The following is a 13,633-nucleotide window of genomic DNA, read 5'->3' on the forward strand; positions in this document are numbered from 1 at the left end:
GGAGTGGGGAGTAGGGAGTAGGGAGTAGGGGAAGAAATTAGCCCCGAAAAAGGTTAAAGCCTCGCCCGCAAGTGGCGCGAAAAATCCTTGTATTGCACAAGATAGGTTGAAACCCCGCCCCGAAGGGGGCGGCTTAGTTTCCCTACTCCCCAATCCCTACTCCCTACTCCCTTTTATCCAAGACGAACTGCTCGAAATTTGGGCAAGATGAAAACTTTCTTTTGTGGGATCGTCGCACAGCCACTTGCCCCATTTTTCTGCCTTGCCCTGTACGAATTCCCCAAAACTGAATACACCTAATTCGGCTTTGCGCCATTTCACTTCCAGCCGTCCTTGCCGTAGTTTGATTCCCAGGTAATCACACTCAGGAGTATAGAGATATTTGTCTTCTCGCTCTTGGGGCGATCGCATTTGGTCGCTCGGACAAATTTGCCAAAACCAAAATTCAATGTCTTCTGGTATTCTACCAGGATAAAACCAGCGCAATTCGTTAGTTGTGAGCATAAATTTAGTGCTGTAGAGACGCGATTAATCGCGTCTAGTACAAGATTTAAGAATTATTCTCCCCTCTGCTTCCCCTGCTCCCCTGCTCCCCTGCTCCCCTGCTCGTGATGCGGTGGACGCAGGAATCTCGAACAAAGCATTGGTGTCAAACTCAGAGAAATCACGCCAGAAACCAGAATCGCAACGCTGATAGTAATAGCAAACTCGCGGAACAGTCGCCCTAAAATACCTTCCATAAACAGTATGGGAATAAATACTGCTACTAAGGAGATGGTCATAGACAAAATCGTGAAGCCAATCTCTCTAGAGCCATTTAGCGCTGCTTCCATGCGGCTCTCGCCCATTTCCATGTGGCGGACAATATTCTCTAGCATCACCACAGCATCATCTACCACAAAGCCCACTGAGAGAGTTAACGCCATCAGCGATAAGTTATCCAAGGAGAAACCTAACAGCACCATCACACCGAAGGTCGCCACAATAGAAAGCGGTACTGCCAAACTGGGAATAACTGTAGCCGAAAGATTGCGGAGAAACAAAAATATTACCAGTACTACGAGGGCGATCGTTAATAACAGCGTGAACTGCACATCGTCTACAGATTCCCGAATTGACTGGGAGCGATCGTAAAGAATATTGATATTGACAGCAGCTGGAACTTGTTTGCGAAAGGTGGGTAGCAGTTTCTTGATTGCATCTACCACTTTCACCGTATTGGTTCCCGGTTGTCGCTGAACTGCCAAAACGATCGCCCGCACACCAGAATTTTGGATTTGAGATTTCTTCTCTGCCCCCTTGCTCCTCTGCTCCCCTGCTCTCCTGCCTTCCTTCTTTCCTCCACTCGCAAAATACCAACTTGCCACCTTGTCATTTTCCACACTATCCAGCACTTCACCTAGTTCACCTAGCTGTACTGGTGCACCATTTTGATAAGCGACAGTCAAAGAGCGATAGCTTGCAGCATCAGTAAGTTGACCGTTTGCCTGGATTGTATAATTTTGCTCCTTACCATAAAGTGTGCCAGTAGGGAGGTTGACATTGCCGTTAGAAACGGCAGTTGCTACTTCATCGATTCCTATCCCTTTGGCACTCAACGATTCCGGGTCAAGCTGAATCCGTACCGCGTATTTTTGGGAACCGTACACCTGCACTTGCGCCACCCCATCCACCATCGATAGACGTTGTGCCAGCTGTGTCTCAGCGTACTTGTCTACGGTCGATAGCGGCATAATTGAGGAATTGAGGGAGATATAAAGAATTGGCTGATCTGCTGGATTTACCTTTCGGTAGGATGGAGGGGTGGGCATATTCGTAGGCAACTGCTTTGCTGCCTTGGAAATGCCTGCTTGCACGTCCTGTGCCGCCCCATCTATATCTCGATTTAAGTCAAATTGCAGCGTAATCTGTGTGCTACCCAAAGAGCTAGTGGAGGTCATTGAACTCACACCCGCGATGCTAGAAAACTGCTGCTCTAGAGGAGTTGCTACCGAAGAAGCCATCGTCTCTGGACTGGCTCCGGGTAGACTAGCTGATACTTGGAGTGTGGGATAATCTACATTAGGCAGGTCGCTAACAGGCAATAATTGGTAACTCATCACCCCGAATATCAAAATACCGACCATAACTAAGGTCGTCATAATTGGGCGACGGATAAATAGCTCGGAAATATTCATTGATTTGCTTCCTGCCTCTTGTACCAATTCGTAATTCGTAATTCAGAAAGTTAGATTTTATTTGGGTTTCTAAGCTTGCATTTGTAGCTTTATTTTGAAGAATTAGTATTACTTCCTACTGCTGGTTTCACCTGCACTGTAGAACCAGCTACCAAGTTAAATTGTCCATCAGTGACTACTTGCTCTCCTGATTTGAGACCTTGCTTGATTACTGTTTCGCTATTAACAGCATCACCTACGGTCACTGGACGCACTTCTGCTTTATTATTGGTGACTACAAATACAAACGATCCTTGCTGTCCGCTCTGGACTGCTGGGGTAGGTACGGTAATGGCATTTGGCTCTTCGGTAAGCTTGAGTACTACATTGACAAACTGTCCTGGAACGAGTCGCTCGTCATTGTTGGCAAATGTTCCCTTGAGTTGAATTGTGCCTGTTTGGGTGTTGACTCCACTATCGACAAATGTCAGTTCACCTCGTTCTGGATGCCCTGGGTCTTTTGGAGGTAAGGCATCAACTTCTAGTTTGCCGTTAGTACTGTACTTTTTGAGGTCTGGTAGTAGTCGTTGGGGAATTGAAAAGTTGACGTAAATCGGTTGGACTTGGCTGATTGTAATTAGCGGATCGGTGGCATTCGCCTGCACTAAGTTGCCTCGATTGAGTTGCAGGCTACCTGTGCGTCCCGCAATTGGTGAGTAAATGGAACTGTAGGAAAGCTGAACTTTGGCATTGTCAATTGCTGCTTCATCTGCTGCTACTGCTGCTTGAGCATTTTGTACGTCTGCTTGGGCTGCCGCTACTGCTGCTTGAGCATTAGCTACTCCATCTCGATCTGCCTTGACTGTCGCCCGTTGAGCATCAGCAGTGGTTTGGAACTGATCCGCCTGTTCTTTGCTAATTGCCCCTTGCTTGAGCAAAGTGGTGTAGCGTTGAGCCTGCACATCTGCATTTGTTGCCTGAGCTACATCTTTGGCTACATTAGCTTTAGACTGGCTCACTTGAGTAATCGCTTTTACAACGTTTGCTTGTGCCTGTTTCACTAGCGCCAAATCTTTTGCTTTGGCAGCATTAGCTTGCATTAAGGCTGCTTGTAAGGCGCGGGAATCGATTTGAAATAACAAGTCTCCTTTTTTTACGTTCTGTCCCTGCTGAAAATAGACATTAGTAAGTTGTCCCCCGACTTGGGACTTGACTGATACCGTAGAATATGCTTCCACTGTTCCTGTAGCCTTGAGCAAGATAGGGATTGTTTTTTGTGTCACCGTGGCAACTACCACAGGCACAGGTCGATTTTTTGCTGCTGCTTGTTTACTCGATTGGGCTTCGGAAGCATTACAAGCAGCACACAAATAAGGTAGACCCAGGATTAGCAGCCAGAACCGTCCTCCTTGTGTTAGACCATGAAAGCGAGGTACGATTTGAGCAATTAAGAAAGAAGGCTTTGTTACCCGAACAGAGACTAAACAGCGCATATCAAAAATCTAGGAGAAAGGGAGAGCGATCGCAGTTTTCGCAATTTAATGCAATAGGTTATTTAGATTAACTTATTGTTAGTCTATCTAAGGTTTAGCTTACTAACAATTATTTGTCATACCCCTTTTTGAGGAAAATCGTTTTTTGCCAGAGATTTACCTTGAAAATAGGATTTTTCTGGAAGCAAAAAGAAGACGGAAAGTGTGCTGTTTAAGATCCTTCCCCTTTTCTCTGACAAACTTTACATATCTGGGTTGATTAAAGTAAATATACTTAAAGATTGTATCTTTTTATATTAAATGCTCAAATCCACCATCCTATGACTGAAAAATTATCAACAAAAGCGATTGTTGTTTTCGATATTGATGGCGTTGTACGCGATGTTAGTGGTTCTTATCGCCGAGCGATCGCCGATACTGTAGAGCATTTTACCAAGCAAGCGTATCGTCCGACACCACTAGATATTGACCAACTGAAATCTGAAGGCATTTGGAATAACGATTGGGAAGCGTCTCAAGAACTAATTTATCGCTACTTTGGCGCTCAAGGACAGCCCCGCGAGCAACTACAACTGGACTACAACGCCATTGTTGCATTCTTTCAGTCGCGTTACCGAGGTACAGATCCTGACCATTGGACAGGATATATCTGTGATGAACCCTTATTATTACAACCTCATTACTTAGAAGAATTAACACGAGCTAGCATTGCTTGGGGATTTTTCAGCGGTGCTACCCGTGGTTCTGCTAACTATATATTAGAAAAACGTCTCGGTTTGCAGTCCCCAGTATTGATTGCGATGGAGGATGCGCCAGGAAAACCAGACCCCACAGGACTTTTTGCCACTGTTGAGCAGCTAGAAAAGGGATTGGATGAAACGCCAGCAATCATCTACGTTGGAGATACCGTAGCTGATATGTACACTGTAGTCAAAGCGCGAGAGCTAGATCCTCACCGCACTTGGATTGGTGTTGGTGTTTTACCGCCTCACGTCCAAGAAACACCAGCGCGTCGCGATGCTTATGGAGAAACGCTATTAGCAGCAGGAGCAGTAGTAGTTTTAACCAATGTCGAAAAACTAAATCCAGCTAAAATACAAGAAATATTGCCTTGAAATATAAGTCACACTCATGATTTGGTTGAATTAGTATTTACCTACGCTATTAAGTCATCAATGAAACCTAAAATAATTTAGGTAAATAACCTATTACTTGATAGAAAAGGCTTACCCTATCACCTAAGATTTCTTGCTGAAATCTAGAAAATGAAACAATTTATCAAGGCGATCGCATGACCAACGGCGTAATAATGCAGTATTTCCATTGGTATTGTCCAAATGATGGTACTTTATGGGACAAGCTGGATAAAACAGCCAATGAGCTAGCCGATGCAGGCTTCACAGCCTTATGGTTACCGCCAGCTTACAAGGGCAGTGGTGGAACATGGGATGTTGGCTACGCAGTCTACGATTTGTTTGATTTGGGTGAGTTCGATCAAAAAGGTACTGTTCGGACAAAATACGGAACGCGCGAACAATACTTAGCAGCTATTAAAACAGCCCAACATGCTGGCATTCAAATCTACGCCGATGTGGTTTTCAACCATAAAGATGGTGGTGATGAAATAGAACGCATCTTGGCGCAGGAAATGGATTGGAATGACCGCAACCGTCCAGTTAGCGACTGGTATGAAATTGGAGCATATACAAAGTTCAATTTTTCTAGTCGTGGAGATAAATACTCCAGCATGAAGTGGTATTGGTGGTGCTTTGATTCATTATCCTACAACGCAGATACGCAACGAGCAGACAAGCTCTACCGCATTAAGGATAAGCACTTTGAGACAGAAGTTAGCCACGAACACGGCAATTTTGACTATTTGATGGCTAACGACTTGGATACAAGTAACGATTTTGTGCGCGGCGAGTTAATGTATTGGGGGCGTTGGTTTGTTGATACTACAGGCGTAGATGGCTTTCGCATTGATGCTGTTAAACATATCCGTTCCACCTTTTTCCGCGATTGGTTGAACCACCTGCGAGTTCATTTTGGTGGGCGGGAATTGTTTAGTGTCGGCGAGTACTGGTCGCAAGATATCGATGCTTTACATGGCTACATTACTGCTAGTGAAGGGCGGTTAGCGTTGTTTGATGTGCCACTTCACTACAAGTTTCACCAAGCCAGTCGCCAGGGCAATAGTTTTGATATGCGTTCAATTTTTGACAGAACCCTAGTAAAAGAACAACCAGCCCTAGCTGTCACCTTTGTTGAAAATCACGATACCCAACCTTGTCAATCGCTAGAGTCTCCTGTAGAACCTTGGTTTAAACCTCTGGCGTATGCCTTAATCTTGCTGCGCCGCGAAGGTTATCCTTGCGTTTTTTATGCAGACTATTACGGAGCGCAGTATCACGACAAAGGACGCGATGCTACCCTTTACTCTCACCGTTTTTTGATTGACAAGTTTATCAAAGCGCGTCAAGAATACAGTTTTGGCGACCAACACGATTACTTTGACCATCCTAATACTATCGGTTGGACGCGCTTGGGTAACAGGGAACATCCAGGAGCAATGGCTGTGGTGCTGACTAATAGCGAACCAGGGAACAAGTGGATGAATATGTTCCGACCCAACGCAGCTTTTTACGATGCTACTGGGCATATCAAGGATATCGTTTATACCAATAATGATGGATGGGGAGATTTTTCCTGTCCTGGCGGTTCAGTCTCAGTTTGGTTGCAAAAGTAGTTTCGATTGGGAAGAAAAGAAAAAGGTAAAAGCTGTTTATCTTTTTCTTTATTTCCTACTTTTACTGAAGTTTTAAGAATTTATCCAAAGCTGTTACCATACTTGGCGGCCAACGGCGGATATTTTTCACCCAATTAATATCTTTGTAGCGCGTATCAAGTCCGTAAGCAGCCACCCAGTTACTCTCGGCTTCGCCTTTTTGTCCAGTTACCCAGTAAGCTGCTGTCAGGGCGGCGCGCATATCGGCAAACTTCGGATATTTACGGACGATATTTCGCATTTCCCGAATTGCTGGGTCGATTTCACCAGTTTCATAAAGAGCGAGAGCGTAATTAGCACGGGCAAAGGCAAAATTCGGGGCGATTTCGGTTGATTTTTTGTAATCAGCGATCGCATCTGACCATTTTCCTAAACCTGCTTTGGCATTACCTCGATTGTTGTACGCCATCGCATCTTTAGGATCGAGTTCTAGGACATAATTGTAATCAGCGATCGCGTCTGACCATTTTCCTAACCCTTCTAATGCTGTACCCCGATTCAAATACGGGTCGGTGACATTCGGTGCTAGTTCTACGGCTTTGTTGTAATCTGTGAGTGCCTCTTGTAACTTATTCTGACTCACCCGCGAATTTCCCCGATTACTCCATGCTCCAGCATTAGTGGGAAATTGCTCGATAATCTTTGTCCAATACTGTTCAGCTGTGGCAAAATCACCTTTATTTGTGGCGGCAAAAGCCTGATTTGCCCACTCGTCTCCTTGTTGTAATTGCTCTTGAGTAAAGTTGGGCTTTTGGGATTGTGCCATAACTGGTGTACCCCAGCCAAACACAAGTAACAGACCAAGAACAATACCAATCAACTTAATCATCTGGATTTACCTGTGTCCATCTGCGGTGCGAACACAATTTATCATGGCGAAAGTCTGTCCAATCAGCAAGTCTTAATTCAAAAATTCCTAATCATAATTTTGAAGTGTCATTTTTCAAACTAGTAAGTAGATATCATTACACGTAAAATGCTAATCAAGGAAGCCGCTGCTATTGAGGCTTTTACTTGTTGCCTTTTTATAAGGATTACTTTCGTGAAACATCTATTTACCGAAGATTTTCTTCATTTTCAAAATCATAAAATTTGGTACGGTCGTTTTGACCCAACGACTAATACTAGCGATCGGCGAATTCCTATTCTTTGTTTACATGGCGGCCCTGGCGTTCCCCACGATTATCTTGAATCTTTGTCAGATTTAACTGCTACAGGACGTTCGGTAATTTTCTACGATCAACTAGGTTGCGGTAATTCGGAACAAGCTACCGATCCCTCTATCTATTCAATTGCTTATTTTCAAGAAGAACTGGCTCATGTCAGAAAAGTTTTAGGTTTAGAAATAATTCATTTGTTAGGTCAATCTTGGGGAGGATGTTTAGCATTAGAACATACTTTAGTAGGAGCATCAGGAATTGAGAGTTTAATTTTGTCAAACACTCCTAGTAATGTTCGACAATTTGTCAGTGAAGCTTATCGCCTCATGTCAGAATTACCTCCTGATGTGTATCAGGTTATTAAAGAGAGTGAAGCTGAGGGAAAAACTGATTCTCCAGCCTATCAGGCTGCAATGGAAGTTTTTAAACAACGTCACTTTTGTCTTTTAAACCCCTTACCAGATTCTGTGCAACGAGCTTATCAAAAAGTTGGTCGAGACTTTCGAGGTGCTGGTAAGATTATGGATTGGGATGTTACCCCAAAACTCGCAACAATTCAAATACCGACATTGTTAATTAGTGGTCGTTACGACCAGGTGACTCCAGCCTGTGTCGAGCCATTGCATCAGAAAATTGCTGGCTCCAAATGGCTCATATTTCAAGAGAGTTCGCATTTACCTCATTTAGAAGAGCATGAAAAGTTTATCAAGGCTGTTTCGGAGTTTATAGCAGCGGTCGAGGATAAAAACTAAAATTCAGCTACTCTCAAAAAATTGCACTTATGTTAAGACAGGCAGCACGTTGCTGCCTTGCCTTTGCGTAACGTTATCCTTCAACTACAGCAAGGATAACTGTTCGTTGGGGGGCTTAAAGCCTAAATGCTTGTATGCTGCCTTTGTGGCTACTCTTCCACGAGGAGTCCGGCTTAAATACCCAATCTGCATCAAGTAAGGTTCGTACACTTCTTCAATAGTTTGGGTATCTTCACCAGTCGCGGCGGCAATTGTCTCCAATCCCACAGGGCCACCGTTAAATTGTTCAATGATTACACTCAACATACGGCGGTCTGTCCAATCTAAGCCGCAGGGGTCTACTTGAAATAGTTGTAATGCCTCAGATGCAACGCTTTCTGTAATCTCCCCAGATAATTTGACTTCCGCATAATCGCGTACCCGCTTGAGTAACCTATTGGCAATACGCGGCGTACCTCTAGAACGACGGGCAATTTCTGTAGCACCGTCTTCTGTGACGGGAGTTTGCAGTAATTGAGCGCTCCGCAATACAATCTTGCTCAGTTCGTCAACTTCGTAAAAGCGCAATTTTTGTACTAAGCCAAAGCGATCGCGTAGTGGTGAAGTCAAAGCACCCACGCGAGTTGTGGCTCCCACTAAGGTAAATTTTGCCAGTGGTACACTTCTAATGCGAGTACTCGAACCTTTACCGATGGTAATATCTAAGCGATAATCCTCCATTGCTGGATAGAGAATTTCTTCTGTCATCCGCGAGAGGCGATGAATTTCATCCACAAACAGGATGTCTCCGGGTTTGAGGTTCACCAGTAGCCCGGCAATATCTCTAGGACGTTCTAGCGCTGGCGCACTGGTAATTTTGTAATTTACCCCCATCTCGGATGCTAAAATCATCGCCATTGTGGTTTTACCCAGTCCTGGCGGCCCATACAATAACAAGTGATCCAGCACCTCACCGCGAGACTTGGCTGCTTTAATGGCAATGTCCAGCACATCTTTTAAATCTTTTTGCCCAATGTAATCGGCAAATCGTTGTGGTCGGATACTCTCTTCTTGCTTACCTTCATCAACAGCAGCTTCAGGTTGCAAAATGTTTTCCTTGGACGGTGCTTTCGCCGATTCTCGGCGCTGCTTTGGCTGTCCGTTGGGTTCTGGAGGCTGTTTTTTCGAGGAGATTATCGCCATAATTCAGCTATCAACTTTGACTTAAGGACTGTTCGAGCGCCGTCTACACCGCAATAATGGGAATAAGCACGGGTGCAAAAATTTTCGTTTGGGAATACACACGCCAATTTAAAATTTAAATTCCGGCTAATTACCCAAAAGTAAAAAAGTTGTTATGTTATCTAAAAGAATTTTACCGTGCTTAGATGTGAAGGCGGGACGAGTTGTTAAAGGAGTTAACTTTGTTGACCTTAAGGATGCAGGCGATCCGGTAGAACTGGCAAAGGTTTATAACGAAGCTGGTGCAGATGAGTTAGTATTTCTGGATATTACAGCCACTCATGAAGACCGGGATACTATTATCGATGTGGTGTACCGCACTGCCGAACAGGTCTTTATTCCCCTAACTGTGGGTGGTGGTATCCAATCCTTAGAAAATGTTAAAGCTTTGTTACGAGCTGGAGCAGACAAGGTTAGTATTAATTCTGCGGCAGTACGCGACCCAGACTTGGTTAATCGGGCAAGCGATCGCTTTGGCAATCAGTGCATAGTTGTTGCTATTGATGCTAGGCGCAGAGTTGACCCCAATAATCCCGGCTGGGATGTGTATGTGAGGGGTGGTAGAGAAAATACTGGCTTAGATGCTTTACTTTGGGCAAAAGAAGTCGAAAAACGAGGCGCAGGAGAACTACTAGTCACAAGTATGGATGCTGACGGCACTCAAGCTGGCTATGACTTAGGGTTGACAAGTGCGATCGCTGAATCTGTAGAAATTCCAGTTATTGCCTCTGGCGGTGCGGGTAACTGCGAACACATCTACACAGCACTCACGAAAGGCAAGGCTGAAGCTGCATTACTAGCATCACTACTGCATTATGGGCAATTAAGCGTGGCACAGATTAAGAATTACTTGCGCGATCGCCACATTCCAGTGCGGTTATAATATTGACTTGGTATCATGCTCAACAAATAACCACATCTATCCTAGGTTAGACACAGTTGTAAAAAATAGTGTTAACATTAATGTACAAGTATTAATAAATATTAAGAATTATGTTGATTCCTATTTTACTATTTGATGTGGCGTTGGTGGCATGGTCGCTGCACCTGATGGAAAAAGCCTACGCTAATAAAGAGTTTTCTCTGATGCTGGCTGGTACATTAGTTGCTTTAGCTGCTGCCGCCATGTTAGTAGTGTACTTTCTCATGGGGCACTGTATGAGTTACTTGTTGCAAGTTTCTTAGCAAATGCTGAGTTCTCGATGAAATTCTTTACATTCCGCAAAATGAACTTGACAAATACAGAATTTTAGGTCATTATAGATAAGCACTATAAGGGGTTATAGCTCAGTTGGTAGAGCGCTGCAATGGCATTGCAGAGGTCAGCGGTTCGAACCCGCTTAGCTCCATTTGTACATTAAATATTTATTGTCAGTTTTAAAGACTTTTTGTCCAACTTGACCAATGTAATGGACATAAATTACCTATTTTCCTTACTTTCAGCGATTAATCCAATTTTAAAAAATTCTTGTCCAGAGTTGAAACCAGTTTTAAAGAATTTTTGTCCAAAGAAAAGGTACATTCGTCGTCAGATACATACATTAGCTCTAATGTATTATGAGACATTAGGGCGTGTTTTAAAACTAAAACTATAGCCAAAGAATGATAGAAGCGAGAGTCAACATTGCAAGGTAGTTATCAGCTTTCTTCTCATAGCGTGTAGCAATCCGACGAAATTGCTTTAGACGGTTAAAACATCGCTCAACGTGATTTCTTTGACGATAAATGGATTTATCAAACTTACCGCGTCTGCGTTCGTTCGACCGACGTGGAATGGTGAAGCGAATGCCACGCCGCTGTAAATAGTGACGAATATTGAAGCTGCTATAACCTTTATCGCCGACTACTCGAGCAGGACGGAGGCGTGGACGACCAACTTTGAAGCGTTTTACTGCTCCTTGCTCCATTAATTGCTCAAACACAACTGCTTCATGTCGTTCACCAACAGTCAGCAAGAATGTAATCGGTTTGCCATTACCATCACAACGCAAATGGATTTTGGTGCTAAAGTCACCTTTAGAACGTCCCAAAGCCTCTCTTTGCTGTACCTGCTCAATTTCTGACAACTCACTTTGAGGGTTTAGCTCCCCCTTTTTGCTCCGGCCGAATGTTGGTGGGCGCGAATAACACTGCCATCTACATAATGCACTTTCCAATCCAATTGTCCCGAAGCATCAGCTTGTTGCTGCAAGGATGGTAAAATCTTTTGCCAGATTCCACTTTTACGCCAACGGTAAAATCTGCCTGCTACAGTCTCCCATTCTCCATAACGTTCTGGTAAGTCACGCCACGGCGCTCCGGTTCGTAAAATCCACAACATCCCGTTAATCATTGTCCGGTGATCTTTGTTTGGACGGCCTGTTTTTGGTTTTTGATCTGGAAGCAGTGGCATCAGGCGCTTCCATTGTCGCTCGTTCAAGTCACCCCGACTTTGCGGTGGAAGGATCATAAGTCAATGCTAAATTCGTTAATTTTTAGTATTCAATATTATTTTATCGAGTTTTAAAACACCCCCTAGGCTTTAGTTACTACTTATATATACTAGTAATAACGATATTTAGCTTTAAGAAAACCAAACCCGTCATGTGTCTGACGGGTCTTTTGAAATCCTGGGTGCAGAATTAATAATTTCGTCTATCCATCGCCTGAGAGAATCATTTTCATCTCTCAGGCTGCGATTTTTCCCAAGAGTTCGTTTTGAATTACTGCAACTTGTTGCTTTAGGTTCTCTAAGTCCCTGTGCATTGTGCTTAAATCCGGTGCTTCGTGACGCTCCTCTGCAAGGTAAGAACGAATCCATCCCATAATTAATTCCGAAGCTGTCTTCCCTTCAGACTGAACTTTATTCATAAAAGCTTCCTTTGTCTCATCATCCATTCTGACGATGATTTGATTGTTCAGCTTTGTTGTCTGACGTTTTGCCATGTTATTTATCGCTGCAAACCCTAAATCTGTAATAACTCTATTTACCTCAATTTTGCAGGGTTTGCGAAATTTTGTAGTAACGCCCTTGTTTTAGTAGTAACAAGTAATTACAATATAGTAACTAAACAAAAGCGATCGCCCAGTCGCCAAACCATGCGATCGCCTTTTGTAAAACCCCATCAGTGAGGTTATTCACATGATTACACAACAGGTATTTGACGACCAAACTTTGACTAAATCAGAGTTTGAAGAATACGTTGACCAATTAACTGACCCAGCACCACCAGAAATAGAGATTGATTCCGTGACCGATGATTTTGGAGAACTTTATCGAGTTTGGCACGGTTGGCAATTGCTAGGCACTTTTTATCAAAATCTGGAGGGTAAATGGATAGCGCAGCCTTGTAATAGTGATGACAGACCTTGTTGCGATACGTCTTCGCAAGCGCAGTTGATCATCATAGCTGTTAATGGCTTGCTAGTCGCAGATGCAGCGTAAAAGCTTTGACAAATAAATTTTCCATCACCTGGAGACGTGGTTATTCCCGTCTCTTTTTTTTCTTTTTCCAAATTGCGGGGCTAGAAAATAGACTCATACAATGACTGCCATTACGAAGCACTCAATATACCTTTAGCCCTTGCCTCTCTAATCCAAGCAGGAAATTCGTTTAGTAATCTTTCATACAATTGCTCATCTGTAATTTTTATTAAATCATCTACATGGAAAAAATTGGCATTATCAATAATGCGACCATTCATATTAGACCTCTTGCAAAAGTCCTAGATGCATGGGACAAGTAGGTGAGAGTTGGGTAGCATAGATGACCTACGAACAGGTAAAGAGCCTGAAATCAGAAGACTTTAAACGCTTGTGTGGTGTACGTCCAGATACTTTTAACGAGATGTTAGAGGTAGTGCGATCGCTTCATCGAACAAAACAGAAAACAGGGCGACCGGGTAAATTAAGCTTAGAAGACCAATTGTTGATGACATTAGAATATTGGAGAGAATACCGAACATACTTCCATATAGGTCAATCTTGGGGAGTAAATGAGTCTACGGCATACAGAATTATCCGAAAAATAGAAGATACGCTGACTAAATCAGCGTATCTTCTATTTTTCGGATAATTCTGTAT

15 protein-coding genes and 1 tRNA gene are annotated in these 13,633 nt (G+C 43.5%); 8 read left to right on the forward strand and 8 right to left on the reverse strand.

The genetic code is table 11. The annotated features are described in order from the left end of the window. Positions 1-156 precede the first annotated feature (156 nt). The 3 genes from I8752_RS19165 to I8752_RS19175 form a co-directional block, all read right to left on the reverse strand. The gene (locus tag I8752_RS19165) at positions 157-504 is read right to left on the reverse strand and encodes a hypothetical protein (protein WP_214433892.1); all 348 of its coding nucleotides are present in this window, start codon (positions 502-504) and stop codon (positions 157-159) included. Between the two features lie 53 nt (positions 505-557). Continuing rightward, complete coding sequence (locus I8752_RS19170; RefSeq protein ID WP_225895760.1) at positions 558-2,177, reverse strand: efflux RND transporter permease subunit; 1,620 nt, start codon at positions 2,175-2,177, stop codon at positions 558-560. An 89-nt stretch (positions 2,178-2,266) separates the two neighbouring features. Next, on the reverse strand, positions 2,267-3,649 hold the full coding sequence (locus tag I8752_RS19175; protein ID WP_214433893.1) for an efflux RND transporter periplasmic adaptor subunit: 1,383 nt from the start codon (positions 3,647-3,649) through the stop codon (positions 2,267-2,269). Between the two features lie 320 nt (positions 3,650-3,969). Between I8752_RS19175 and I8752_RS19180 the strand changes: the two genes are divergently transcribed. Continuing rightward, positions 3,970-4,764, forward strand: coding sequence for a TIGR01548 family HAD-type hydrolase (locus I8752_RS19180; protein WP_214433894.1), 795 nt, complete (start codon positions 3,970-3,972; stop codon positions 4,762-4,764). Positions 4,765-4,940: 176 nt separating this feature from the next. Then, complete coding sequence (locus I8752_RS19185; RefSeq protein WP_214433895.1) at positions 4,941-6,398, forward strand: alpha-amylase; 1,458 nt, start codon at positions 4,941-4,943, stop codon at positions 6,396-6,398. 61 nt (positions 6,399-6,459) lie between these two features. On the opposite strand, the gene I8752_RS19190 is transcribed toward I8752_RS19185, so the two are convergent. Continuing rightward, positions 6,460-7,266, reverse strand: coding sequence for a tetratricopeptide repeat protein (locus tag I8752_RS19190; RefSeq protein ID WP_214433896.1), 807 nt, complete (start codon positions 7,264-7,266; stop codon positions 6,460-6,462). Between the two features lie 213 nt (positions 7,267-7,479). Between I8752_RS19190 and I8752_RS19195 the strand changes: the two genes are divergently transcribed. Further along, positions 7,480-8,349, forward strand: coding sequence for a proline iminopeptidase-family hydrolase (locus tag I8752_RS19195; protein ID WP_214433897.1), 870 nt, complete (start codon positions 7,480-7,482; stop codon positions 8,347-8,349). An 84-nt stretch (positions 8,350-8,433) separates the two neighbouring features. On the opposite strand, the gene ruvB is transcribed toward I8752_RS19195, so the two are convergent. After that, the gene (gene ruvB, locus I8752_RS19200; RefSeq protein WP_214433898.1) at positions 8,434-9,531 is read right to left on the reverse strand and encodes a Holliday junction branch migration DNA helicase RuvB; all 1,098 of its coding nucleotides are present in this window, start codon (positions 9,529-9,531) and stop codon (positions 8,434-8,436) included. A gap of 154 nt (positions 9,532-9,685) precedes the next feature. Here ruvB and hisF point away from each other — a divergent pair, with 154 nt between their 5' ends. The 3 genes from hisF (at position 9,686) to I8752_RS19215 (ending at position 10,919) form a co-directional block, all read left to right on the forward strand. After that, positions 9,686-10,453, forward strand: a complete 768-nt coding sequence (gene hisF, locus I8752_RS19205; RefSeq protein WP_214433899.1) for an imidazole glycerol phosphate synthase subunit HisF — start codon at positions 9,686-9,688, stop codon at positions 10,451-10,453. Between the two features lie 110 nt (positions 10,454-10,563). After that, positions 10,564-10,755, forward strand: coding sequence for a hypothetical protein (locus I8752_RS19210; protein WP_096558845.1), 192 nt, complete (start codon positions 10,564-10,566; stop codon positions 10,753-10,755). Between the two features lie 91 nt (positions 10,756-10,846). Continuing rightward, positions 10,847-10,919: transfer RNA gene (locus I8752_RS19215), tRNA-Ala, on the forward strand. Positions 10,920-11,159: 240 nt separating this feature from the next. Here the strand turns inward: I8752_RS19215 and I8752_RS19220 are convergent. Further along, positions 11,160-12,019, reverse strand: a protein-coding gene (locus tag I8752_RS19220) for an IS5 family transposase (RefSeq protein ID WP_404827106.1) whose coding sequence is annotated in 2 segments (ribosomal slippage) — positions 11,160-11,651 and positions 11,654-12,019 — 858 coding nt in all. Because the reading frame shifts where the segments join, the coding sequence is not laid out codon by codon here. 218 nt (positions 12,020-12,237) lie between these two features. Then, the gene (locus tag I8752_RS19225) at positions 12,238-12,495 is read right to left on the reverse strand and encodes a hypothetical protein (protein WP_214433900.1); all 258 of its coding nucleotides are present in this window, start codon (positions 12,493-12,495) and stop codon (positions 12,238-12,240) included. A gap of 196 nt (positions 12,496-12,691) precedes the next feature. Here I8752_RS19225 and I8752_RS19230 point away from each other — a divergent pair, with 196 nt between their 5' ends. Further along, positions 12,692-12,994 (forward strand): hypothetical protein, encoded by a 303-nt coding sequence (locus I8752_RS19230; protein ID WP_214433901.1) that lies wholly within the window; start codon positions 12,692-12,694, stop codon positions 12,992-12,994. A 110-nt stretch (positions 12,995-13,104) separates the two neighbouring features. Here the strand turns inward: I8752_RS19230 and I8752_RS19235 are convergent, their stop codons facing one another. After that, positions 13,105-13,254: a VWA domain-containing protein gene (locus I8752_RS19235; protein ID WP_214433902.1), complete on the reverse strand. Its 150-nt coding sequence runs from the start codon at positions 13,252-13,254 to the stop codon at positions 13,105-13,107. Between the two features lie 62 nt (positions 13,255-13,316). Between I8752_RS19235 and I8752_RS19240 the strand changes: the two genes are divergently transcribed. Continuing rightward, positions 13,317-13,625: a helix-turn-helix domain-containing protein gene (locus I8752_RS19240; RefSeq protein ID WP_214433903.1), complete on the forward strand. Its 309-nt coding sequence runs from the start codon at positions 13,317-13,319 to the stop codon at positions 13,623-13,625. The last annotated feature ends 8 nt before the right edge of the window (positions 13,626-13,633 follow it).

This window comes from Dendronalium phyllosphericum CENA369 (assembly GCF_016056275.1).
Lineage (GTDB): Bacteria > Cyanobacteriota > Cyanobacteriia > Cyanobacteriales > Nostocaceae > Dendronalium > Dendronalium phyllosphericum.